Consider the following 25,004-nt stretch of genomic DNA (forward strand, 5'->3'; position numbering starts at 1 on the left):
ACGTGCCCGGACACTGATGACGAAATCAGGGGCCAGTTCGTAGTCGCCCACGCAACGGGCGAACACGGCCGGGTCGATCGCGACCGGTGTCGCTCATGCCGGCCGGGTCGAGGATGTGCGCGCGAAGGTACTGCTCGTACGTCTCGCCCGAGACGGCCTCGATGATGCGGCCGAGGATCACGTACCCGGAGTTGCTGTAGCTCCAGCCCGTTCCCGGTTCGAACTCCAGGGGCTTGTCCTGGAACGTCGCGCACAGCTCGTCCAGTGAGATTTCGACCGTCCGGTGCGCCATCAGGACCGCGTCGTCGGTGTAGCTGGGAATGCCGGCAGTATGGGAGAGCAGCTGGTGAATGGTGACGCTCTCGGCGGTCGCCCTGGGCCATGCCGGCAGGTGCTTCGCGATCGGGTCCTGGACCGAGATCAGTCCCCGCTCCTGCAGCTGCAGGATCAGGCGGGCAAGGCGCCACCGTGGCCATGGACGGCGACGGGCTACGTGGGCAGCGCGACGAAGGCGACCGGCGGAAACTGGGCGCATGGCGAACCCATTTCGTTGGCAATCGCGGACCGGGACAGGTGATGCCACTATGGCGCATGCGACCGGGATACGGTAGGGGCAGTCAGCATCTCCAGGCGCTACTTGAGCAACGTCAAGGCATCCAGGTCGCTCTGCATTTCGGCCACGGATTCGCAGAACTTCTCGCGACCCTTCCAGGCGGAAGTGTTCGTCCAGCCTGCACAAGCACCTGTGGTGCTGCCGGCGCGGTCGCCGCCGCAGCTGGAGTTCAGGTTCGACCAGACGCCGGCGACCGACGACTGGTCGGAGATGGAACAGACGGCGGGGCAGGCGGCGGGTGATGGTGGGCGGGCTTCATAGTCGGTACGACCGGGCTGCGACTTGGGCGATCGGCGAGCGTTGCGGCGACCCTTCCGGCCCTAAAGGTCCATCCCAAAGGGGCGATATCCTGCCGTGGAGTGATACCCCGGCGTCCGTGCGACCGGGAAGACCTCGACGTGCAATCTCCGGCACTTGCGTGTGCCGGGACGGCTCTGTCTTTCGGAGGCGAACTCGATGCTGCCACGCCGGAGATTCACCGGACTCATTGCGCTGGCGATGTCCGTAACGGCCGCCGCTGCGGGCGCGGCTCCCGTCACCGTGCACGGCATGGTCAGCCAGGGTTACCTCAACTCGAGTGACTACAACTACCTGACCCCCGACACGGAACAGGGGACCTTCTCGTTCAACGAAGTGCTGGTGAACTTCACCAGCCAGATCGACGACAAGACGCGCATCGGCCTGCAACTGCTCGGCCGGGACCTCGGGCCGCAGGGCAACGGCGAGGTGATCGTGGACTGGGGCTTCGGCGACTACCGCTGGAAGGACGAGCTCGGCTTCCGGGCCGGGAAGCTCAAGACGCCCTTGGGATTCTACAACAAGACCCGAGACGTCGACGCCGTGCGCACTGCCGTCCTGCTGCCGCAGAGCGTCTACTCGGAGAGCTACCGCTCGGTGAGCACGGCCGTCCAGGGCGCGGCAGTCTACGGGAACCTGCCGTTTGGCGGGACCGGCGGCGTGGACTACGAGTTGTGCGTGGGAGCCGTCGAGATGGGTTCGTCGCAGTTTCTGGGTCCGGACATGGCCGCGCTGGCCCCGGGTGCGCCGATGCTGGACTATACGATCGAGAATAAGGTCGCCTACGGCGGACAGGTCATCTGGAACACCCCGCTCGAGGGCCTGCGCATCGGCGGCACCTTCTACGCACTGGAGGCCGACGGCGCCGGGACGTTTGCGCTCGGGCTGCCCGTGCCGTGGACCATCGGCATGAACGTCAAGGCCAACAGCATCACCGTGTTGTCTGCCGATTACCTGTGCGACGCGCTCAGCCTGGCTGCCGAATACATCCGCATGGACGTCGACGTAGCTCTGACAAACCTGCCGTTTCCCGACGGCAGCGGCGGCTTCCTGCCGGTTGCCGCGAAGATGGAGGACAACCGCGGCGGCTACTATGTGCAGGGCGCCTACCGCCTGGGCCGCGTGGTCGAGGTCGGCGCCTACTATTCGGTGCACCATCCCGACTGGGACGTTCGCGACGGTGCGGACGTCAGTCCCGCCCATGCGGCCTGGCAGAAGGACGCCGCGTTCACGGCCCGTTTTGACGTTACGGCGGCCTGGACCTTCAAGCTCGAGGGGCACCTTATCAACGGCACGGGGGATCTGGTCCCGGCCCACAATCCCGGCGGTATCGCCACGGAGTCGTGGACCATGTTCGCCGCCAAGTCGACGCTCAACTTCTAGTCGACGTTCAACGTCAGGACGACCGGGAGGAGTGATATGTACCGCAGTCCACTGCCACGGAGCGCCCTCCCGGCGCTCCGGATGATGGGGCTGGCCGCGACCGTCACGGCGCTTCTGGTCGCGCTCCCCGGCGCGGCCGGCGCGGTGGATCCCGACGGCGCGGCCGGTGTCATCGTCGTCGCGCACCCGGCCGTCTCGGTCGCTGAGGTCAGCGGCGCCGACCTAAAGAGCCTTTTCCTGGGCAAGACCACCTCGTGGAGCGACGGAAGCCCGGCCAGGACCGCCATGCTGACCGATGGTCCCGCGCTCGATGAGTTCCTGAAGCGCTACATCAAGAAGGCACCGAGCCACTTCGGCCTCTATTGGAAGAAGGCCGTCTACACCGGGACCGGCACGCCGCCAGCGGAGTACAGGACTGAGGCCGAATTGATCGACTACGTCACCAGGACCCCCGGAGCGATCGGGTTCGTATCGACGGACGCCGACGTCGATGGCGTCCGGGTCATCGCGGTCAAATGAGGAAGCCCGGCCTCCCGCCAACCCGGCGACAAGCTCCCGTCGGATGTTCCCAGCGTCACCCAAACGCTCGCTCCCAAACCAGAGAATCCGCCACCTTGCGCCAGAACTGCGCAATCCGTGGCCAGACTTGGGAATAACCAAAAAGCCCGAGAGCTCTCGCCCCGGGCCACGTCGTTAACCGGAAGGTATGTCGAATTCCGCTGAAAAAGGATTGGCTCCTCGAACGCTCCCCTCCTCGAACCCAATCACACCGCCCCCACCGGAATCGTCACGACGCCGTCGGCCAGCGGCAACGCCGACTCGGACAGGCAAATCACGCATCCCGGTCCGATCGGTCGGTCCAGCCGCGCCAGGGTGCCGAAGTGCCGCACGCCGTCGCGCCCGGGCGAGGTCGGCCACGTTCAGGAGTTGGGTTGTGCCGCTGAAATTGTGTCCGGCCGCGTCAGGCAATGGCGCGGCCGGCTCTCTTTCCGGCCACTAGAACGCGTACTTCAGATCATGCACCCGCTGCCTCTCCAACACCCGTGTCCGCACCCGCCGCCCGTAGTACTCCAGCCACCGCCCCGGCAGGGTGATCCGACTCGCGAATAGCCGACTCTCCAGCAGCTCCGCAATCTCCAGCCGATCCGTCCGCATCCCCCGCATCTGGGCCGGCGTCGGACTTCCCCGCACCTTCTCCTTTCGGCCCTTCATGTAGTTGCGCCACACCAGGAACACCGCGAACCGTTCGGCGCTCGCCTGTCGCCGCTTCGACCACGCAATCGTCTCCCGCTTGTGATTGGCGCTGCTGTGCCGCAGCAGCATATCCGCCAGATTCACCGGGAACAGCCGGTTGCGCGCATCCCGCCGCTCCTTGCTCGATGTCACCAGGTGCGTCACTTCGCACGGCAACTGCCGGATCGCCCGGGGATATGCCTGGTGCTCGTCGCTCAACACTGTCAGCCGCCGTTGACCACCGGCGACAACCTCGAGCAGGTGCGTCACATCCTTCAGCACCGCCTTGGGATCAGGCCGACCGTATTGCTGCTCGAGGCGCTCGCGCTTGCGCTTCTGGGCGTCGGTCATGGTGCCGGAGCGGCGCACCTCGCTGTCGGTGAAGTAGACGATGAGATCGGATCCGGGCTCGATGGCCGGATGGTGGTGGAACGGCCAGAACTGGGAGTGCTCGAACGACACGAAGCCGTCGATGGCGACGATGGAAGCCGGCTTTGCGTCCTGCATCTGCTGTGTGTGGTACAGCATGCAGTGCCGGCCGAGCCGCGCCAGCTGGCGATCGATGGTGGAAGGCGCGACCCGCAGGTCACGCGCGATCTGGCGATTGGCCATGCAGCCGACGGTCTTCATGATGATCTGCCCAAGGACATCCGGCCTCTTGAGCCAGTAGGTAGTCGCGAAAGTCTGGGAGCTGAATGACCGGCGGCAGCACTGGCAGAGGAACCTGGGGATACGCTTTCGCTGGCACTGACTCCAGTGGTAGCCAATGCGTTTGAAGCGCCATCCTTGGCGCAAGCCACTGTGGAATGGGCAGTTGGGGTTGGGACAGTGGGGTGGTTCGAAAGATCTGGCGTTGGTGTTCATGTCCGGCCCGGGCATCAACTAGGCCGGACACATTCTCGGCGGCACAAGTCAGGAGTTGGGCGGTGCGTGCAGCGCAGGCCCGCACGAAGCGCAGGAACGCTGTCTCATCGCCGACGCGGGCCAAGTCGCGGATGTCCCGTTGCAGGCAAGTTTGAACATACGAACTGAAGTAGAGGTCGCGGTCCAGGCCGGGGTCGCGTGTCAGGGCCGGGTACGCGCCGCGCCAGATGCGACGGTAGAGTTCAGGCAGCGGAAGCGCCCGGGCCTGCATTCGACGTCCACGGCCATCTTGATGTAGGGCAGCAAACCGGGAGCGTACTGGATCTCGTCGATGATGACCGGTCCGGGATACCGCTGCATGAACTGGGGCGGGTCACTGCGCGCCAGTTCCACCAAGCGCGGGTCATCGAGGCTGAGATACGTCCGCCCCTCGCCTGCGATTTCCCGCAGAAACGTGGTGCGCCTGGCACAAACCGAGACGGTGATCAAGTGGCACCGCAAGTCATGGCGGATGTGGAGGCGATGGAAGAGCAGGCCGCTGCAGCAGCCGGGACGGCCGACACAGAACTGGAAGACGTTCCTTCGGAACCACCTGCACGAGACGGCGGCATCGAGTTGGGCCGGCGTCTGCCTATTCATTGCGTTGGTAAGAGGTCGTAGGGACAACGGTCGCGGTATTGGCCAGTTCTCGGTTATCGATGCAGATCTTGTCGGCTCAAATTCCGGAGATCCGCAAACGAGTGGCGCGATCGAGGCGTTGTGCCCGTGATGAATGCGTGACGGGTGGGGTTTTGCAAGAGGTCAATGGGGTTCTGCATAGGGTCAGGCCTTGCATAGGGTCAGCGCGCGCTGGAAGCATTGCCGATGCGCTTCCACCGGCCGTCCTGGCGCGCGACCAGCTCCACCCAGCTGAATCCATAGGCGAGCGGACTCACCGCTCCGCTCGCATCCTGTTGCGAACCCGCGGCCTCGATCTCGCAGCCGAGCCAGCCCAGGCTGCCGTCGGCGGATACCGCGATGATCGGAATGACAGTGTCCTCGTACCGCTCGAAGTGCGTTGTCTCCAGGTAGGCACCCAAGCGTTGGGCAAGAGCATCGCGCGACTTGGTCTCGAGTCGGCCCCGGCCCGAAGTCGTCCCCATCGCCGATTCGTCGCCCAGGATGCCCTGCACGTCGCCTTCCAGATGCGCGTCGAGGACGCGCTGGTGCAGGGCAGCGATCTCCGCGAGATCGCCGAGCCGATCGAAGCGAGCGATGGGATCCGGCGGCAGCGACGAACCGGGCGCGATGCGGAAGGGCAGTATCGCCGTGAAACGGTGCGTGAAATGTTGCTGACCGTGGATGAAATCGACCTGGAACGGCAGGTCGATGCCGTGCACCGGTCGCCAGTCGCTGAACTCGATCCGCACCGTGCCGCCGCCGAGTTCCTCGTGCAGCGACAGTTCGAGCGGCTCGCCGCGCTCGGTGCGCTCCGGTGCATCGCACAGCAGGCGATGGACCTCGTGTCCCCGCACGAACTGCTCCAGGAAGGCCGGCGCCGCAGCGAGCCGGGCGGATGTGTCGGTTGTCTGGTGGACCCGGCCGCCGGAAACAAGGATCTCGGAACGGTCGTCGCCGCGGATCTGCACGAAGCGGCAGGTGCCGTCGGCGAGCGAGATGATCTCGGTGCTGAACGGGCCGGCCGGTCCGTCGCACGCGGCGCGGGTGAACAGACCCTCGAACGGGGAGCGTTCCGCGGCAGCAGCGGCTCCGGCGGACTCACTTGACACTGCAGAGCTGAACAGGGCGAGCGCGAACACCAGGGACACGAGCCACGGTTCGAGTCGGGGATGCATCGCCGTCCTCCGCGTTGCGCTGCCTCAGCCCCTGCAGATTTCTCGCGCTCCGATTTCCAGGGCGGAGAGGATTGGCTCTCTGGTCGAGGCACGCAGCGTGAATGCCAGAGAGAAAAACTGGAATCTCCTATCTAAACAGCACCTTTACGTCGCCCCAGCTTGTGGTCTCGGTCGGGACGGACTGGCCGGAAAACGGGCTGTACTGAACTGTCGCGAAGATGCCGGCGTCATCGTTGCTGTCGATGATCCACTCCCGTATCTGAGATTCGTCTGTTGTGCCCCAATAGTTGTTGGTTACATCGTAGGTGACTGGTCCCAGAGCGGCCGGCCGTTCGCAGCGGAATACTGGACCCGCACCTTTCACGAAGTCGCACCCGTGAATGGAAATGGCATCAGCTTCGCGCGCGCACACTACCGAATTACTCCCGCCGGTGAGGACGGAGTTCTCGACAGTCGCGGATGTGCGGTCATCGATCAATATGGCGGCATAGACTCCCGCGATTCGCGAACTGTGGATCTCGCATTGAGAAGGCGGCCAGCTCAAAACGGTGCTGACCCCCCAAGACACATTTGTGATGTCGCAATCCAATATCTGACATCGTTCCCCATCGGCTACCCTGACAGCAAATGTACCACCATCGAATCGGCATCGGCGAAATGACACGTCCGAATTACACACTAAAGCATAGGCGCCATTGAACTGACAATCCTCAACCTCCAGACCAGAATCAGAGGGCCAAGTGATAATCCCGCCTGTGTCCTGGCCCGAGAAGCGGCAGTCTCGAATCAGGTTTGACGTACCTGTCAACGTGGCCCAGATGAGGGCTGTTACGCAATTCGCACCGCTGCACCGTGAATGAACCCTCGAAGTACAAACCCGAAAAGCACCTAATCGTCAAATCAGAAATGTACAGCTCATGGTCCATGCGCATCATCGACAAGCCGTGATGGCCAAGCGGGTCCGACGGTAGGCTGACCGGCCCAATGACCGTGACCCCCTCGCCTGCGCCGATAATCGTCAAACGCCGCACCAGCACGTCTCCGTGCGTCAGGACATCGGTTGGCCAACCAGGGATCTGCACCGACCTCGTCTCCGTGAACTCCCCCGGGCCGATCAGGATCGTGTCGCCATCTGCGGCCGCATTGACTGCTGTGTGGAGCACCGAGTAGTCACCGGTCCCGTCTTTGCGGACGATAATCGTCGCCCCGGCAGCAATCTCCGCCATGAACAAGGATGTCAGCAGCAGCAGGAATCGGGCTCTCATGGGCCACACCTCAAGCGGATCGGAACGTCGGGAATCTCCGGTAATGATCGGATTAAATATAGCAAATCTGGATTCGTTCGGGGGCAAGCGTGGCAATGCCATGGACGTGTCCACCGCCACAGCGTTCAGCGTCGCCACAGCTGGCGCACGGGTGCGGACAAACGAGAACTCCGACCCGGGCCAGGATCGGAGTCAACTCGTGGGGGCGGAAGTCACGTTTCGAGCCCCGTTTGCAGTGGCTCCCCGGGCTGCCATTCGCCACCTATCTCGCCAGCATGACCTTCACCGTCCGCACGCCTGCCACCGTCTCCAACCGAGCGAAATACACGCCGGAAGGCACGGCCACGCCCTGATCATTCAGACCACCCCACTCCGCCGTCTGCTCGCCCGCGGGCATGTCGGCGTCGAAGATCGTCGCAATCTGCGCGCCGCGGACATCGTAGATGCCCAGCAGCACCCGGCCCGACTTCGGCACGCTGAAGCTGAACGTCGTCCGCGGGTTGAACGGGTTGGGTTGATTCTGCCCGAGGCGCAGTGCCGTCGGAATGGGAGCAGCTTCCAGGTAAGCTGGGCCGTACCAGTTCTCCCGGCCGTCGGCCGCGACCTCCTGCAGCCAGTAATCCGCGGCCGTGGCGGGCGGCGTCGGGTCCACGAAGTCGTATTCCTGGCGGCCGCCGAGCAGGGTCTGGCTTACGCGGATGCGCTCGGAACCCGGCGCCTCGCGCCACACACTGAAGCCGGAGTCGTCGCGCGGGTACGCGAGTTCCCAGTGCACAGAGGCACTCCCGCTTCGTCGCACGGCATGGAACCGCGAGAGATAAACGGCCAGGGGCGCTTCGCACTGGGCCGGCAGTATCTGGAGGCCGGAGAAGGAATCCGCGACATAGGCATAGCCACCCGAGACCTCCACGCCCACCGCTTCACCCGGCGTGTTGACGCTGCCGACGAACCGTGGACTCGCGGGATTCGTGATATCGAAGACCTGGATGCCGGTTCTCCCGACCGTGACATAGAGGTGGGAACCCGCAACCGACACCCCCCGCACCTGACCATAGTACATGGAGATGCCGTCCACCTGCTGCGGCTGCGCGGGATTCGAGACGTCGATCACCCTGACACCTCGTTCCCAGGACGTGGAATAGGCCCAGGTTCCGGCGATCACGACATTACCGGCGCCGAAGGGTACAATCTCGCTGCCAACGATCCGCGGGTGCGCGGGATCCGTGATGTCGACCACGTGAAAGCACCACCCGGCCCAGACGTAGGCATATGAACCGGAGACCGCCACTTCATAGACAGGGTCAGACATTCCGACGACGACGACGCTCTGCGGATGCGCAGGATTCGTGATGTCGATCACCCTCAGTCCCCCCTTATGGTCGGCCACATACGCATGATGCCCCGAGACAGCCACGGCGCCAGCATCGCCCGGCGTGTCCACGCTGCCGACCACCTGCGGGCTCGATGGATTCGTGACGTCGATCACCAGCAGGCCGGCGGCACCGCACGCGACATAGGCGTGGGCGCCCGAGATCGCCACCTCTCTGACCCAGTCCGGCGTGACCACGCTGCCGACGACCTGCGGGTGCAGGGGATTCGCGATGTCCACCACCTGGAGGCCGGCTGCACCGTCCACGACATAGGCGTGGGCGCCCGAGATCGCCACCCCAAGGGCCCATTCCGGCGTGGCGACACTGCCGATGATCGGCGGACTCGCGGGGTTCGTGATGTCGACCACCTGCAGGTCGATTGATGGGCCCGTGACGCAGGCATAGTCCCCGGAGACCGCCACGTCCGCAACCGAACCCGGCATGCCGATGCTGCCGACGATCCGCGGACTCTCGGGATTCGCGACGTCGATCATCAGGAGGCCGCTGTCGATGTCTACGACGTACGCATGGTCTCCCGAGACCACCACGCTGCGCACATAACCCGGCGTTTCCACACTGCCGACGACGTGCGGACTCGCGGGATTCGAGATGTCAATCACGTCCAGGCAGGGCATGGCGCCGAACGAGCCGCCGCACCCGACGTACGCATAGGTCCCCGAGACCGCCACGTCAACGGCCAGGCCCGACGTTGCGACGCTGCCGATGACTTGTGGGCTCGCGGGGTTCGCGATGTCGACCACCTGCAGGCCGGTGTCGGGGTCCGCGACGTACGCATAGCCGTTGGCGACCGCCACGGCAAAGGCAAGGCCAGGCGTGTCCACACTGCCGACGACCTGCGGGTTCGCGGGATTCGAGATGTCGACGATCGTGACTCCGTTTGAATCGGCTGCGATGCAGGCATAGGATCCGGAGATCGCCACGTCGCGGCCGAGGCCGGGCATGTCCACGCGCCCGGCGACCCGCGGACTGGCGGGATTCGAGATGTCGATCACGTCCAGGCGAATGGTACCGTTCCCGCCGACGCACGGGACGCAGGCATAGGACCCCGAGACCCCCACGCACAACGAATAACCCGACGTGCCGGCGCTGCCGACGACCTGCGGGCTCGCGGGATTCGAGATGTCAATGACTTGCAGCGCATAATCATATTCGCACTGGAATTCGGCCGGCACGAAGGCGTAGGAACCCGAGACCGCCACATGCTCGGCTGCGCACCCCGCTGACACGCTGCCCACCCAGTGCGCGTAACCCGCATAGTCTATGCACTGCGCCCGCGACACCCCAGGCAGCCAAAGAAACGCCGCCATCATCACCAACGCGGCCACTGCCGGCAGCGGGAGACCGCAGGGCGACGCCAGAGGAGCGCTGCCGAGAGGCCCTGCATGACGTACCGTGGACGCGCACATGGACCGATGCCTTGCCATTGCTCCCGCCCCCCCTTGGCCGTGGCCCGCAATGAATCACCTGCTCACTGAGGTCGCACATGGCTATCGGTGATTCCCCAAACGGACCTCTTCGCGAACCAACAGAGACTGCACCAGCCATCCTCGCGCTGTACCACCCAGCGTACCATCTACGGTGCTGAAGTGGCTTGCCGTTTCGGAGTCTTTGCAACTGTGCGCATTGCATAAGAAGATCATAGCTGTCGGCAATCAGTAGTCTGGACATGCAGAAGCGGCCCGTCTCGCGGTCGTTGAACAGGGCCACCGAGTGCACGGTGCCGTGCTGCTAGCCAAAATGAGCCGATGGGGCGATTCTGAGACTCAGCCTCCGTCAACTTCTCTGAGCGCGATTTCTGGGCGGATAAGGATTGGCTCCCCGAGTGGGCCGCGCTGCGAACCCGTTCCGAAGCTACATCCCACGCGGCGCGCAGGAGGGCTTCGCCTCGGCCATCACGACACGCGACGCCACCGGGCCCCTCGTCCCCGGCCGTCCAGCAGCACCAGACCTTCGTCCCGCATGGCACCCAGTTCCCGCTTGATCGTCGGCAGACTGACGCCCGGGCATTCTGTCTTGAGGTCCGCCAATGTGAATGGACCGACCATGCGCGCGACCGCATCGCGAACGAAGGCGGCCTTGCCGCCGGCTCCGCGGTTCAGTTCGCCGACGCGCTCGGTGAACTCGCCGTAGGCCCTCAGCATGACGCCCCAGAAGTAGTCCAGCCAGGGATGCGGATCGTGGCGGCCCTCATGCCATCCCCGCGAACTTCGGTCGAGCGCCTCGGGGTACGTCTCTTTCGATTCCTCAGTGACACGCTCAAGACTGATATATCTGCCCACCTGGTGACCTGCCCTGTAGAGCAGAAGCAGGGTCAGCAGCCGCGACAGCCGGCCGTTGCCATCGGCGAAGGGATGGATGCACAGGAAGTCCAGAACGACCAGAGGTGCCACGACCAGACTGGGGCGCTCTTCCGCGTACAACGCGCGGCGCAAACCAGAGGCCAGATCGTCCATGGCCTGGGGCGTGGCCACGGCCGGCACAGGCTTGAATCTCACGCGCAGCGCACCGGTGGAATCGCGTTCGACGATCTCGTTGTCCGCCATCTTCCAAGTGCCCCCCGGCTGCGGCAGGTATCGATACATGACCGCATGAAGTTGGCGGATGACGTTTGCGGTCACTTCCATGTCGGTGGCCGACTCGTGGATCAGAGCCAGAACGTCGCGGTAGCCGGCGATCTCCTGTTCCGACCGATTGTCCGGCGTGGTGTGTTCGATCACGATGCCCTGGATGCGTTTGCGCGGCGCCCGGATTCCCTCGATCCGGTTGGACGACTCGGCCGACTCGATCTGGGCGATCCTGCGCATCGTTCTGAGCACCTCGGGCATGCGGTCTGCATAGAGAACCTGCTTGCCCTGGTACTCGCCGATGCGGTTCAGGGTCTCAAGCTGCAAAGCAGAAAACCGCAGTCCCTCCAGGTAGGCAGGCGTCAGGGAGTGCACTGGGGCTCCTTCGTGGGGGTCTGGAATGGGATCACATCGCCGTTTTGGGATCATTCTATTGAATTTTGGTCCATTTGTCGATTTATTTGGATCATTATTGGCCAAAATATCCAATAAACAAGAACGTGATCCTATCTTTTTGGCGTTAACTGATTGCTCCACAACAAGGATCGAGGCCGCTGTAAACTTCTCGCGCTCCGATTTCCAGGCCGGAGATGATTGACTCCCCGAACGCCCCCATCCTCGAACCCCGCGGTCACGTCTTCTCGCTCCAGAGCTGACTGAGCGGCACGGCGAAAAGCCCCTCCCCAAACGGAATGGAGACCTCTCCATCGTACAGCACGACACCGGCCGTGAAGCGGCTGCCGACGGCTTCCCGCAACATCTTCAAGCCCCGGAAATCCTTCGCCACGACGGTTCCAGATAGCTTGACTTCGACTCCCGCGATCTGTCGTCCAGCGCGTTCGAGGACAGCATCGACTTCGGCGCCCTCCTTGGTCCGGAAATGATGCAACTGGATCCGCTCCGCGCTCCAGCTTGCCTGCCGCCGGAGTTCCTGGACCACCCAGGTCTCGAGCAGGTGACCGAGCAAGGGCCGGTCTTCGCAAAGCGCCGCGGCTGAATGGTTCAAGACAGCGCAGGCGACACCCGTGTCCCCCACGTGGAGCTTCGGCGCCTTGATCAGTCGGCTGAGCCGGTTGCTGTGCCACGAGGGCAACCGCTGGATCAGGAAGACCTGCTCAAGCAGCGTCACGTAGTCGCCTATCGTCGGCCTGCTCAGACGGAATGGGCTGGCGAGCTCGGCCAGATTGAACAGTTGAGCGGCCTGGGCCGCGGCCAGCGCCATGATCTGGGGCAGGACCTCGATCTCCCGGATGCGCGCGAGGTCCTTGATGTCCCTCTTGGCGATGGTCTCGACATATTCGCTGTACCAATCGGTCCGCCTGCGCTCGTTCGTGCGGGACAGCGCGGCCGGGTAGCCTCCGGCAGCGACGATCTCCGCAATCCCATTACCGAGGCGATTGGCCTGGTGCATCAAGCCCACGCCGGCGAAGAGATCGTCGATGAACCCTGACTTCCGACCCAGAATCTCGCAGCGGGACAACGGATGCAGACTGATGATCTCCATCCGTCCGGCAAGGGAGTCGGACACCCTGGGGATCATCAGGATGTTTGCCGAGCCGGTCAGGATGAAGCGCCCGGGCCTGCGGTCGCGATCGACGGCGAGCTTGATCGTCGAGAAGAGCTCCGGAACCCTCTGGACTTCGTCCAGGATGACCCGCTCGGGAAGCCCGGCGACGAATCCGGCCGGGTCATCCTGCGCGGCCGAACGGACGCCGACGTCGTCGAAACTGTAGTAGGCGAATCCCTTCTCCTGTCCCACGTGGCGGGCCAGCGTCGTCTTGCCGCTCTGGCGCGGGCCGTGGATGAGAACGACCGGAGTATCGGTCAGGGCTTCCTCGACCCGCTCCTGGATGAATCTCGGAATGTAGGTCGATGGGGTCATGGTCCCGGCTCCGGATTGGAATGCGTCCAAATGAAGGGTTGCCGTCTGGCCGATTGTAGGTTTATGTGGCGCCAATTGCAACCTTATGTATTGGCTGATCGCAATTTGCTCTGCCGGTCGCCCTGCCGGTCGGGAATCGTCCGATTGCCAGCATTGGTTCGTCCAATTGGCGACTCCCAGAGTCCTTCGGCCAATCTGCAGCACCACGGCAAATCAGCCGCGTCGAGTGTCAACTAAATACTAAACAACCAGTTAGATCTCAACCGCATTCCCGGGCGACCGATACACCTCCCATGCTGACCCTCCTGTTCCACACCCTGCGCGACCTCCTGCGCCCCCGCCAAGACCTGATCCTCGAGAACCTGGTCCTGCAACGCACCAACCCGAAGCCGCCGTTCCGGAATCGCGACCGCGCGTTCTGGGTCGCGCTCCGCCACCTGTGGGATGGATGGCGCCGACCGCTGCGCCTGGTCCAACCCGAGACGGTGATCAAGTGGCATCGCAAGTCGTGGCGGATGTGGTGGCGATGGAAGAGCAAGCCGCCGCAGCAGCCGGGGCGGCCGCGCATTCCGTGGGAGGCCATCCTGCTGATCCGCCGGCTCTCGCGCGAGAATCCGCTGTGGGGCGCGCCGCGCATCCACGGCGAGTTGATGAAGCTCGGGTACTTCCTGCACGAGTCCACCGTCGCCCGCTACATGCTCAAGCGGCGCGGGCGGCCGACGCAGAACTGGAAGACGTTCCTGCGGAACCACCTGCACGAGACGGCGGCCATCGACTTCCTGACCGTGCCGACGGTGACGTTCCGCACGCTCTACGTCTTCGTGGTGCTGTCGCTGGATCGGCGGCGCATCGTGCACATCAACGTCACGACGCATCCGACGGCGGAGTGGACGGCGCTGCAGCTCAGGCAGGCGTTCATGTTCGATGCAGCGCCGCGGTTCCTGCTGCGCGATCACGACAAGATCTATGGCGCGGCCGTCACGCAGGCGTTGGACGAGTTGGGGATCGAGCAAGTCGTCACCGCCGTGCGCTGCCCGTGGCAGAACGGGTATTGCGAGCGCGTCGTCGGCACGCTCAAGCGCGAGTGCCTGAACCACGTGATCGTGTTCAACGAGGCGCACGCGCGCCGCATCCTTCGCGGCTACCTCGAGTACTACCATGGATCGCGCACGCACCTGGGTGTGTATAGGCTCAACGGGTCAACCCCGTTCATCCAAGCCCTAGTTGGCGATGCCAATCAGGCCGGGGTTGCCGTTCGGGCCGCTTCCTCCGGATGATGGGTTCAGCCCGCCGTTGCCACCGGTGCCTGCGGCCCCAGTGATATAGGTCGGTGCGATCATGCTCGGCGCAGAGTTGACCTTGTAGACGCAATAGCTCGGTCCGCCCGGCCCGCCCGCCCCGGCGCCACCTCCGCCCCCCGCTCCACCCCGCCCGCCACGGCCCCCGGCTCCGAGCTCGCTCGGGCAGGCTGCCCCGCCTGGGCCGCCTGCGCCGCCCGGGCCGCCTACTCCTCCATCGCCCCCATCTCCGCCCCTGCCCCCTACGCCTCCCGCGAATGTGCAACGGTCGAACACGGGTGACGAGTTCACCAGGAACACGGCGAACGCACCAAACCCGCCTTGCCCGCCGTCTCCGAACCCACCGGGCACCCCGCCCGAGCCGCCGCCGCCGCCACCGTTGCCACCGCCGTTATTGCAGAGCGCGCACTGCTGGCCGCCGCCGCCGCCACCACCACCACCACCGGAGCCAAACTGTCCCGAGGTTCCATTGGTCGACCTCAGAGGGCTCCAGAAGGAAGCGACGATCGCTCCGGACGCCGAGGCAGGGCCGCCGTTCACTCCGAATGTCCCCGCAGCCCCGTCAAGGCCATTGGTGCCTGGCTGGCCGGGATCACCCGCCGCGCCACCCGCTCCCCCGACTCCTGTATTGGGGCCGGCACAGTCGCTATCGGTTCCCGCGGCGCCGCTACCATTGCCCGTCTGGGATCCGCCCTGGCCGCCGTCTCCTCCTCGGCAGCCGAAGCCCAGCCATGCACCGGCTCCGCCTCCACCGCTCGCCCCGTCACAGCTGCCGGCCCCTCCAGTCGCACCCGTCGCCTCGTTGTAGCCCTGGCCTCCTGCGAAACCATGTGCGCCAGCAGCGCCGGTCCCGGCAGTGAACACGCAATTGGTGAACTTCAGGCTCTCGGTGCAATCCAGGATGTACATGGGATTCGAATTCCCAGGATCCGGCGCGGGGCCACTGCCGGATCCGCTTCCGAACCAGAACTCGATATTGCTGAGCTCGGTGAGCGAGTCGATGTCGGTGGCCATGGCATGTAAGCCCAGAGCGAGCGTGAAGCGGGTGCGACTCAGACCCACGCTCCAACCGGGAAGATCGTATCCGCCGTGCACGCTGACCCGCTCGGCCAGGACGGGGGCTTCCGCGTAGTCGGCCGCTTCGATCAGGATCGACCTGCTGCCCACGCTCTGGGCGATGGCGGCGGCGCGCCCGTAGGTCTTGACAGGTGCCGTACGACTGCCGTCGTTTGCGTCGTCGCCGGTGCTCGCCGACACATGGATGGGGCCCGCGGCTGGTGCGCCCGCAGCCTCTGCGGATGCAGCACTCTCACCCGCTGAGTTCACCGCCGTGATGACGTAGGAATAAAGCGTGCCGTTGGTGAGCGAACCGTGTGTGTAGGGCGAGACGACTCCGGGGATCTTGCTATCGGCCGTCGTCGCGCCGGCACCCGGTTTGAAGTACAGGTTGTAGGATGTCGCTCCGGTGACGGCGTTCCAGCTCACGACATTCGATTGCTCGCCTGCGAGGACCTGCGCATTGACGGGGGCCGCAGGGATGTTCACGGTGGGCGCAGTGGACGAACTTCCCTTGCCCCCGCAGCCAGGCAGAGCGATCCACATCACGATGGCGAGCGTGAAGGTGGCAGCGAACAGAGAGCGAGGCTCTGCGGTCCGGATCATGGACATCTCCTGACGTGTACATCCCGTGGTTGGCGACGGAAGCTTACCCCTGAGGGTCACCAACCGGCTAGAAGAACCTCGCCGCTCGTGGCACGACGCTGCTGCGAAGGGAATAGGAAATTCAACCCACCATTCCCTGAGCAGTCTCGATAAAGCGTGCCGGCAAATTCATGAACTGGGCTTTTCATTGCAGAGCGCGCACAACGGTTTTGCCCGATGTTTCCGTTGGATGCCCCGCGATTCATACCCTGTCCTGCTGGATTATGCCACATTCTGCGTGCGACAATGCCATCGATTGGTGCGTAGTGATCCCCGCCACTCGCGCCAGCACGCCGCCGCGCTCTCTCGCCTTCTCTCAATTTCGCGGCCCCGGCGCCCCAAATTTCTGCCCCCGTAACCCCTTGTGCCGCAAGCAACAAGAACGGCCCCAATCCCAAGGAGGATCGAGGCCGCTGTAAACTTCTCGCGCTCCGATTTCGAGGCCGGAGAAGATTGGCTCCTCGGGTAGGGCTCGAACCTACAACCCTGCGGTTAACAGCCGCATGCTCTACCATTGAGCTACCGAGGAACCGAATCTTTGGCCGCTGCAAACGATCACGCCCATGTCTTTCGGCACGGGCGGGCCTGCCTGAAGCGCCAGCCAATATAGATCGCCGGTTTGGCAGCGTCAAGAACGACCGGTTTTCGTCCACCCGAATGATGAGCCCTGCATGCTCTGCGCACTTCGGCCTTCATTCGCGCGATCGACACGCGCCGTCGAGCGAGAGCCGAACCTTCAACCGTCACCACCATCAAGCAATGCGTCCGCCTCTTTAAGCACCGCCCCCAGGCTGACCCCCTGGCCCGCCGCCAGCTCCTGTTCGCCCGCAGCCAGAAGTCGCAGCAATCGGCGCTCGTTTTCCGCCCTTTCGTAGGCGTCCACGCTTTGGATCACCGCGATGGCGCGTCCCCTCTGCGTGACGACGAGGGGATCGTCCGACCCCTGCAGTCGCCTGAGAATGGCCGCCGCGTCCTGTCGTAGGTCCGAGACGGGAATGATTTCCGGGATCTTCATGGTGATGTACCTCCTATGGTACATCCAACGATACGTCCAACGATCCCACAACGCCACGCCTACTTCCCAATCCCCACCAAGACCCGCCAATCCTGCTCCCCCGCGCCTTCACCCACCGCCCGCGCCGCCCGAACCTCGAACCGGCTCCCCACCCCCACCAGCGGCAGGTCCAGCCGCCGGCTGAACCCAAAGCCCGCGTCCGCCCGCCAACCCGTCACTGGCGCCACAAAACCAGCGCCAGGTGCACCGAATTCAAGACCATGCACGGCCTCACCCCACGCCCCACCCCATTCCACAAACACCAACGGCCGCAACCCCATCTCCCCCAACCCGGGCACCCGCAACGCCCGCCACGGATCCACATTCAAATCCACCACCAGCGACCCCCACAACCCGCGATCCCCCAGCAACGTCCCCGCCGGCCAACCGCTCAACGCCCCCGCCGCCGCCAGCTCGCCACTGCTCTCCCCCGGCTGCCAGTCCCCCAGCCACACCCGATGTTGCACCGGCGCCGGCCCTTCAACCCCGCGCCCACCGGCCCGCAACGACCAGCGGTTGCCCAGCGCGTCGGGCCGCTGCCAGCGCGCCGACCAGTGCCATGAACCGAAGTGCAGCTCATCATCACCCGCACCCGGGATCCGCATCTTCACACTGTGCGCCGCCACGCCACCCCGAAGCGTCAGCGCCCCCCACCGCACACCCGCCGTGATATGCGCCGTCCCGATATCCACCGCATCGGCCTCGCGCATGCCTTCCGGCGACAACGTGCGGCCCAGCACATTCCACCGTTGATGCACGGCAAGCGGCAGCTCGCGCGCCTGCGTCCAGCCCGCGTCGAGCCACGGTGCTCCACCCTCGCGCTGCCAGCGCGCACCGACGTTCCACGACGTGCGGTCGTAGTAGTGGTTCGGGTCCGCGCCCCACAGCAGCGCCGACCACGAACGCCAGCCGGCGCGCCCGTCACCGGCGAACGACGCCGTCGCGCGCTCGGCGCCCGCGCGCAGCGACAACGACTCGCCCACGCGCAGCGACGGCGACAAGCCCCAGAGCACACGCCGGTCGTCGAGCCCCGCGCCGATCTGCGCCTCGAGCCGCAGCGCGCCGCCCGTGCTGCGCCCATACACGGCGCCCGCGCGCGGCACGAATCCCTGCGCGCGATTGTACGCCGGCAGCAGCGGATAGAAACGCAGGCCGTAGGGCGGCAGCTCGGGCATGGCCGCCAGCATGGCGGCGCCCGCGCGCGACAGCGAATCGAGTTGCGCCGGCGCAAGTGAGAGGGGTTGCTGCAGCGGCGTGGGCAGTTCCGCCTGCCACAGTTCGTCGATGGCGGACCAGAACAGCGCCGAGCCCTCGTCGGTGTCGGCATTCAGGCCGCCGCCGTCGCACGGTTCACCGTTGATGACGATGTCGCGCAGCTCCACGCGCATCTGGTAGGTGCCGCCCGAGTCCACCAGCGGCAGGTCGCGCATATCCACGCGCGCCGACTCCAGCACCGGAAACCACACGTTCCCGCACGGAGCCTGGCTGAGCCGGTAGTACGGCACGCTGCGGATGATCCAGGGATACGGCACCGCGCCCTCGAATCGCGCCTCGACGCGGCGGATCGCCCAGTCGGCGATATCCACCCAGATGGTGCCCGACGGCAGGGCCGCGAAGCGGTCGCGCGGTGCAAATGCCACCACGTGCACCAGGCTGTTGCCCACCAGCTTGCTGGCCAGCAGTTCGTAGCGGTAGAGCCTGGCGCCGCCCTCGGCGAACGGCAGGTCCTCGACCATGTCCACCGGACGCGGCTGCCAGGCCGGTTTCGCCTGCGCCGTCTCGGTCGCCGGCTGCGGCACCCCGCGCACGAACGACTGCTTGCGCTCCCACAGGCGCGCCACCCGGTCGGGGCGGCCGCGGTCCTGCTGGTAGCGCAGCGCCGTCTCCTCCAGCTCCCAGGTGCCGGCGCTGTCGGCGGCACCCGCCTCCACGCCATCGGGACTGCGCGCGGTCGTCACCACCACCGTGAAGGCCACGCTGCGCAGGCTGTCGCGGTTCGCGCGCTGGTGCCGCCCGATGTCGGCGATGATCTCGTCGAGCGTCACCCGCGGCGCCGCCACGTGCAGCGTGTCGCTCCAGGCTTCGGCGGTCGGCGCTTGATCGCCTGGGACATCCGACGGCGCCGCCCTGCCCACTGCTGCAGCCGCACACACCATCAACGTCAGGAGTGATGCAAAGCCGAGCCCACGCCGGAACCGACACATCTTCATCATGCCACCATCCATCTGCTGCAGGTTCCGCTCAGCGCTCGTCGCGCCAGGTGACCAGCGTCGCGATCTTGCCCAGCACCTCGGCCAGGATCTCATCCGGAATCTCGCCGAACTTGCGCGCCCGCCGGGCCCGCCAATCCAGGCACTCGACCTGGTCCGCCAGGATTGCCCCGTCCACCTTGCCGTTCACCTGCACAGCCACCTCGAACGGATAGCCCTTGATGCTGGTCGTCAGAGGGCAGAACAAGGCGAGGCCGACGCGGCCGTTGTAGGCGGAGGGAGAAACGACGAGCGCCGGGCGGCGCCCGGCCTGCTCATGGCCGGCTTGCGGGTCGAACTGAAGCCAGACGATGTCCCCCCGGGCCGGAACGTACCCCGATCGACGCCGGGGCTCTACCACGACTCACCGCCGACCGGCCCACCCGTGTCGACCTCCGCGTGCAGGTTGTCCGGCCTGACCCCGGCCAGCAGTCCGTCCAGGGACCATTCGCGATCCTCGGCAACGCGGACGATCAGCTGGCCGTCGACCATCGTCATCTCCACCGGCGTGCCGTCGGCAACCCGGATGTCTTCGGCAAAGGCCTTGGGGATTCGCAACCCCAGGCTGTTGCCCCACTTCTGAACCTTGGTACGCACGGAGGCCCCCTTGGATATACAAAGAGTATACTCCGGATGCCCCGCGCCTGCAACCCGCCAATCTCCGCGGAACCGACGACCCCGGGGCCGGCCTGGCCCCCGCCACGCGGAAGCCGGACCGGCGCCCGGTGGACAGCCCCTGGCCGCGTCGATGCCGGTCGGGCCATGGCCCCCGCTTCCCACTTCCTGACGGGGTGTCGGGGCCGGCCGCGCCGACCGCGTCGGCCTGCGCCGCCCGGATCGTCGGAGTCCTCCTTCCCCGGCAGGATCCGGACCCCGGCGGCCGCGAGCGACCGAACCGACCGCAGCGGGCCGGCCACCGGCCCGAATCACGCGATCACCGACCGACCATCACGACCCCCGGACCATCCCCCCGTCCGCGCAGGTTGACAAATAAACGCAGGGTGTCAAAGCGAATAACCTGCAAAGTTCGATCAAGTTAGCGGCGCGCCCGCCGATCAGATAACGATCACGGGCAGGGGGCACAGGGGCTCCCGTGTCCGGTTATGGAGGCCGCGCGAATCGATGGTGTCGTGAAACTGCTTCGCCGAATCTCCACCACGAAACTGACCTTGGCGGGCGTGATCCTCGTGACGGGAGCGCTGCCGCTGCTGGCGCATGTCCTGGATCTGGGCGAGATCTGGGAGACGGTGATCGTGGCCCTGGGCGTGGCGGCGGCGACATCGCTGTTGTGGCGGCTCGATCGCGTGGAATCGTCGCATGGCGACCAGCTGCGTGAGCGCCTCTACCTTCGCACGGTCATCGACGCGATCCCTCACTTCATCTTCGCGCGCGACAGCGCCGGCCGCTTCACGCTCGTCAACAAGGCCGTGGCCGATTTCTACGGTCGGCCCGTGGAAGAGGTCGAGGGCCACCACCTCTACGAGGTGCATCCCGACCCGGTGCAGGCACGCGCGTGGCTGGAAGAGGACCGCGAGACGCTGCTGCGCGGCGAGCCGTGGAACCTGCCGGTCACCGACACCACGGAGCACGACGGCAAGACGATGTGGATCGCCGCCATGAAGAAGCCGCTCTCGGCCGAGATCGGCGGCGTGGCGCAGGTGCTGGGCGTCTCCATCAACATCAGCGAGCAGATGCGCGCCGAACGCGCCCTGGCCGCCCGCCTCGACTACGAGCACACCGCAGCCGCGCTGTTCCAGACCTTCGTGCACTGCGGGCGCGACCAGATGGAACAGATCATGGACCGCGTGCTCGGCCGGATGGGTCGCTTCACCGACGGTTCGCGCGCTTTCCTCTACCGCTTCGACACGTCGCGCGGCATGGCCGTGCGCCAGTACGCCTGGGGCGATGACCGCGCCGACAACTCCGAGCTGCCGCCCACGCTGCTGCCGCTGGCCGACCTGGAGTGGCTGCAGGGCCTGTTCGAGATGAAGATCCCGGTCATGAGCGAGGACCTGCGCCGCCACAGCACCATTCCCGCCCGCTTCCGCGACGACTGGGGCCCCGACCGCGCCGCCTTCCTGGCCGCGCCCATCATGCGCGACCAGGAAGTGTTCGGGTTCGTCGGCGTCGACAGCCATGAGGCGCGCAACTGGACGCAGGAGCACATCAACCTGGTGCATTCGGTGGCCGACCTGTTCATCACGGTGTGGACCAAGCACGAGATGGAACGATCGCTCGTGCAGGCGCGCGAGGCCGCCGAGGCCAGCAGCCGCGCCAAGAGCGAGTTCCTGGCGAACATGTCGCACGAGATCCGCACGCCCATGAACAGCGTCATCGGCCTGGCCGACCTGCTCACCGACATGAACCCCACGCCGCACCAGAAGCAGTACCTGGAGATGATCCGCGTCTCCGGTTCGGCCCTGCTGAGCCTGATCAACGACATCCTCGACCTGTCGAAGATCGAGGCCGGCCAGCTCGAACTGGACGCCGTCGAGACCGACCTTCACTCGCTGGTGGACGAAGTCGCCGGACTCATCGCCTTCACGGCGCAGAGCTCCGGGCTCGAACTGGTCTGCCGGCTGGCGCCGGGCGTCCCGCAGCAGGTGCTGCTGGACCCCTGCCGCCTGCGCCAGGTGCTGGTGAACCTGTTGAACAACGCCGTGAAGTTCACGCAGCACGGCCACGTCTACCTGAACATCGAGCCGGTCGGCGCCGGCACCGACCATGTCGACCTGCGCTTCGCCGTCACCGACACCGGCATCGGCATCGCCGAGCCGGCGCTGGCCCGCATCTTCGAGAAGTTCACGCAGGCCGAGGCGGGCACCACCCGTCGCTACGGCGGCACCGGCCTGGGCCTGGCCATCAGCCAGCAGCTGGTCGGCCTGATGGGCGGCAGCATCGTCGCCGCGAGCACGCCCGGCCAGGGCTCCACCTTCGAGTTCACGCTGCGCGCGCCCGCCGTGACGGTCTCCACGGTGCCCGAGGCGCCGGCCGAGGGGCCGGCAAACGCGGGCGCCAATGTGCTCATCGTCACCCGGCATTCGCTGACCGGCGAAGTGCTGCTCGAGAAGGTGCGCATGCTGGGCCACCAGGGTCGCGTCATCACGGGCGGGCCCGAGGCGCTGGACCAGGCCGGCGGCTGGGCCTCGGCGCAGGACCGGCCGTTCACCCACATCCTGTTCGACCATGAGCCGGGGCCCGGCGACGACCAGGTGCAGCCGCTGCCCGACCTGCGCCCGTACCTGGCGCGTCTGGCGCCCAGGCACATGCCGCGCACGATCCTGTTGACGCGCCTGACCGGCCACACGCGCGAGGACGACCTGGCCGGACACGGCTTCGCCCAGACGCTGTCCAAGCCCGTCTTCACCAAGCGGCTTGAAGTGCTGCTCTCCGGCCGCTACGCCGACCAGGCGTCCGTCGCGGTCGCCGACGGCAACGGCGCCGCCACCGCCGGCGTGAGCGCGCCGACCCCCGGCCTGGTCGTGCTCGACGCAGCCGGCGCTCCCGTGGTCGATGTCTCGGCCGGGCCGCGCGTGCTGCTCGCCGAGGACAACCCGTTCAATCAGAAGGTCGCCACCGCGATGCTGAAGCTGATCGGCTGCCGCGTGCAGGTGGCGGCCAACGGCGTCGAGGCGGTGACCATGGCCCGCGAAGGCGTGTTCGACCTGGTGCTCATGGACTGCCAGATGCCGGCGATGGACGGCTACGAGGCCACGCGCCGCATCCGCGAGCTGCCGTCACCTGCCGGCGCCGTGACCATCATCGCCATGACCGCCAACGCACTGAGTGGCGACCGCAAGGCGTGCTTCGCCTCCGGCATGGACGACTTCCTGAGCAAGCCCATCACCAAGGCGATGCTGTCGGACATGATGAACAAGTGGGAGATCGTCGGGAAGACGCCGGAGCCGGTCGTCGCCCCGGTGCACTAGGAGTGTCCGCAGGGGCCGCTCTCAGCGGCCACGCATCAGGTATCGTCTCAGCTCGAAATGATCCATCGTATTGAGCACGCTGCCGCAACAGACCCCGGCACTGCGCGCCATCTCAGTCCCATGCCGATAGTCGACCAGGCGCGCCGCCCGGTGCGCATCGGGGCTGATGGCCATGTACACGCCCATTTCCTGGGCCAGCTTGCAGTTGCTCCAGTCCAGCTCGGCGCAGCACGGGTTCGCCGTCACCTCGACGGCCGTCCGGTGTTCAGCGGCCGCCTCGAGCACGCGCCTCATGTCGAGGCCCGCCTTCGCGCCCTGCAGCATGAACTCGCCCATCGGCTTGCCCAGGATGGCCACGTGCGGATTGGACACCGCGCGCACGATCTGGTTGGTCAGCCGCTGCGGATCCCAGCCGCCATTCGCGGGGAACGACACGATCACGAAGTCGAACCAGCCGAGGGTGGCATCATCGAGCGGCAGCGAACCGTCCGGGTTCGCGTCCAGCTCCACGCCCTGCAGGATGTCGAAGGCGGGATTCAGCAGGCGCAGCCGCTCGATCTCCTGGCGCTGAACGCGCGCCGCATTCAGGTCCAGCCCGTCCGGGTGCGCCACAGTGCGGAAGTGGTCGCTGATGCCGAGATACTCGAGGCCGATCTCCTGGGCCGTGGAGACCATCGACGACAACGAGTGCGCCCCGTCGGCCCATCGACTATGGCTGTGCAGAATGCCCTTGATATCGCATGGTCGAACCAGCTGGTCCGCCGCCGATTCGGGTACGGCCGCGGGGAACACCTCGTCCCTCGGCGCGGGCGCGCAATCGTCATGGCAATCGCTGTACAAGGCCGCTCCGGTCGGGGTGAGGTTGTCGTCGACACCGGGTGCGCCCCGCCGGCAGCGCCGGCAGGCGGCAGTCAGCTTAACGACACTCCCGGCGGGCCGCAACAGGCCCCGGGGCCCGCCCCGCGAACGGGTTTGGACCGACGGGAGCGCTTGCCGCGGGCATCCTACAGCGTGATGACCTTCTTCACTTCCCACTGCAGGTCGATGATGTCCTTCATCGAGCCGGCCGTGCCGGCCTGCAGCTTGTCCATCACGCCGAAGAAGTTCAGGCAGGTCGTGCAGACAACCACGCGCGCGCCCTTCTCGGCCAGCGAGCGCAGCTCGTCCAGAACGGGCGAACCCTCGATGGCCAGCTTCACGCCCTCGCCGTACAGGCAGACGGCCGTCGGCAGCTTGTCGTCGACGTCCAGAAGGCCCAGGTACGTCTGCACCAGCTTGAGGCCCAGTTCGGCCGGAGCGTGCCCCATCCCGTAGTTCGAGATGACGATCACGGGGCGGCGCACCTTGCCGGGCTTTCCATCGTGGTGATCATGGTCATCGTGGTGCTTGTGATGCTTGTCGTCGTGCACGGTCGACTCCCTGTCTCTTGGTCCCGATGGAGGCGAA

General features: G+C 65.9%; 19 protein-coding genes, 1 tRNA gene and 1 pseudogene. 5 read left to right on the plus strand and 16 right to left on the minus strand.

Annotated features, from left to right (window positions below; translation table 11 throughout):
• Positions 1 to 25 precede the first annotated feature (25 nt).
• Positions 26 to 535 carry a beta-lactamase family protein gene (locus IPG61_16875; GenBank protein MBK6735714.1) on the minus strand — a complete coding sequence of 170 codons (510 nt, stop codon included), beginning with the start codon at positions 533 to 535 and terminating at the stop codon, positions 26 to 28.
• A gap of 102 nt (positions 536 to 637) precedes the next feature.
• Here IPG61_16875 and IPG61_16880 point away from each other — a divergent pair, with 102 nt between their 5' ends.
• The 3 genes from IPG61_16880 (at position 638) to IPG61_16890 (ending at position 2,812) form a co-directional block, all read left to right on the plus strand.
• Entirely contained in the window at positions 638 to 874 is a 237-nt protein-coding gene (locus IPG61_16880) for a hypothetical protein (protein ID MBK6735715.1), read from the plus strand.
• 195 nt (positions 875 to 1,069) lie between these two features.
• A complete protein-coding gene (locus tag IPG61_16885; GenBank protein MBK6735716.1) occupies positions 1,070 to 2,293 on the plus strand; it encodes a hypothetical protein in 1,224 nt (407 codons plus the stop codon).
• An 81-nt stretch (positions 2,294 to 2,374) separates the two neighbouring features.
• Positions 2,375 to 2,812, plus strand: coding sequence for a phosphate ABC transporter substrate-binding protein (locus IPG61_16890; GenBank protein MBK6735717.1), 438 nt, complete (start codon positions 2,375 to 2,377; stop codon positions 2,810 to 2,812).
• Between the two features lie 477 nt (positions 2,813 to 3,289).
• On the opposite strand, the gene IPG61_16895 is transcribed toward IPG61_16890, so the two are convergent.
• From IPG61_16895 to IPG61_16925, 7 genes are all read right to left on the minus strand, one after another.
• A complete protein-coding gene (locus IPG61_16895; protein MBK6735718.1) occupies positions 3,290 to 4,156 on the minus strand; it encodes a hypothetical protein in 867 nt (288 codons plus the stop codon).
• A gap of 435 nt (positions 4,157 to 4,591) precedes the next feature.
• On the minus strand, positions 4,592 to 4,879 hold the full coding sequence (locus IPG61_16900; protein ID MBK6735719.1) for a hypothetical protein: 288 nt from the start codon (positions 4,877 to 4,879) through the stop codon (positions 4,592 to 4,594).
• A gap of 350 nt (positions 4,880 to 5,229) precedes the next feature.
• A complete protein-coding gene (locus tag IPG61_16905; protein MBK6735720.1) occupies positions 5,230 to 6,198 on the minus strand; it encodes a hypothetical protein in 969 nt (322 codons plus the stop codon).
• 755 nt (positions 6,199 to 6,953) lie between these two features.
• Entirely contained in the window at positions 6,954 to 7,490 is a 537-nt protein-coding gene (locus tag IPG61_16910; protein ID MBK6735721.1) for a hypothetical protein, read from the minus strand.
• A 262-nt stretch (positions 7,491 to 7,752) separates the two neighbouring features.
• On the minus strand, positions 7,753 to 10,107 hold the full coding sequence (locus tag IPG61_16915) for a hypothetical protein (GenBank protein ID MBK6735722.1): 2,355 nt from the start codon (positions 10,105 to 10,107) through the stop codon (positions 7,753 to 7,755).
• A gap of 666 nt (positions 10,108 to 10,773) precedes the next feature.
• A complete protein-coding gene (locus IPG61_16920) occupies positions 10,774 to 11,820 on the minus strand; it encodes a Fic family protein (GenBank protein ID MBK6735723.1) in 1,047 nt (348 codons plus the stop codon).
• A gap of 256 nt (positions 11,821 to 12,076) precedes the next feature.
• Positions 12,077 to 13,327 (minus strand): ATP-binding protein, encoded by a 1,251-nt coding sequence (locus tag IPG61_16925; protein ID MBK6735724.1) that lies wholly within the window; start codon positions 13,325 to 13,327, stop codon positions 12,077 to 12,079.
• Between the two features lie 650 nt (positions 13,328 to 13,977).
• Here IPG61_16925 and IPG61_16930 point away from each other — a divergent pair.
• Positions 13,978 to 14,454: pseudogene (locus IPG61_16930) on the plus strand (transposase family protein).
• A gap of 93 nt (positions 14,455 to 14,547) precedes the next feature.
• Here the strand turns inward: IPG61_16930 and IPG61_16935 are convergent.
• The 6 genes from IPG61_16935 to IPG61_16960 form a co-directional block, all read right to left on the minus strand.
• On the minus strand, positions 14,548 to 16,287 hold the full coding sequence (locus tag IPG61_16935) for a hypothetical protein (GenBank protein MBK6735725.1): 1,740 nt from the start codon (positions 16,285 to 16,287) through the stop codon (positions 14,548 to 14,550).
• Positions 16,288 to 16,780: 493 nt separating this feature from the next.
• A tRNA-Asn gene (locus IPG61_16940) sits at positions 16,781 to 16,855 on the minus strand.
• 207 nt (positions 16,856 to 17,062) lie between these two features.
• Positions 17,063 to 17,341 (minus strand): type II toxin-antitoxin system Phd/YefM family antitoxin, encoded by a 279-nt coding sequence (locus IPG61_16945; GenBank protein MBK6735726.1) that lies wholly within the window; start codon positions 17,339 to 17,341, stop codon positions 17,063 to 17,065.
• Positions 17,342 to 17,400: 59 nt separating this feature from the next.
• Positions 17,401 to 19,593, minus strand: a complete 2,193-nt coding sequence (locus IPG61_16950; protein ID MBK6735727.1) for a hypothetical protein — start codon at positions 19,591 to 19,593, stop codon at positions 17,401 to 17,403.
• A 28-nt stretch (positions 19,594 to 19,621) separates the two neighbouring features.
• The gene (gene mazF, locus IPG61_16955) at positions 19,622 to 19,990 is read right to left on the minus strand and encodes an endoribonuclease MazF (protein MBK6735728.1); all 369 of its coding nucleotides are present in this window, start codon (positions 19,988 to 19,990) and stop codon (positions 19,622 to 19,624) included.
• On the minus strand, positions 19,984 to 20,226 hold the full coding sequence (locus IPG61_16960) for an AbrB/MazE/SpoVT family DNA-binding domain-containing protein (GenBank protein ID MBK6735729.1): 243 nt from the start codon (positions 20,224 to 20,226) through the stop codon (positions 19,984 to 19,986). Before IPG61_16960 ends, mazF begins: the two co-directional genes overlap by 7 nt.
• 533 nt (positions 20,227 to 20,759) lie before the next feature.
• On the opposite strand from IPG61_16960, the gene IPG61_16965 reads away from it, so the two are divergent.
• Positions 20,760 to 23,558, plus strand: coding sequence for a response regulator (locus IPG61_16965; protein ID MBK6735730.1), 2,799 nt, complete (start codon positions 20,760 to 20,762; stop codon positions 23,556 to 23,558).
• 21 nt (positions 23,559 to 23,579) lie between these two features.
• Here IPG61_16965 and IPG61_16970 read toward each other — a convergent pair whose 3' ends face one another.
• Both IPG61_16970 and IPG61_16975 read right to left on the minus strand, forming a co-directional pair.
• Positions 23,580 to 24,242 (minus strand): hypothetical protein, encoded by a 663-nt coding sequence (locus IPG61_16970; protein ID MBK6735731.1) that lies wholly within the window; start codon positions 24,240 to 24,242, stop codon positions 23,580 to 23,582.
• Positions 24,243 to 24,562: 320 nt separating this feature from the next.
• Entirely contained in the window at positions 24,563 to 24,967 is a 405-nt protein-coding gene (locus tag IPG61_16975; protein MBK6735732.1) for a DsrE family protein, read from the minus strand.
• Positions 24,968 to 25,004 lie beyond the last annotated feature (37 nt).

The organism is bacterium, assembly GCA_016703265.1.
Lineage (GTDB): Bacteria > Krumholzibacteriota > Krumholzibacteriia > LZORAL124-64-63 > LZORAL124-64-63 > CAINDZ01.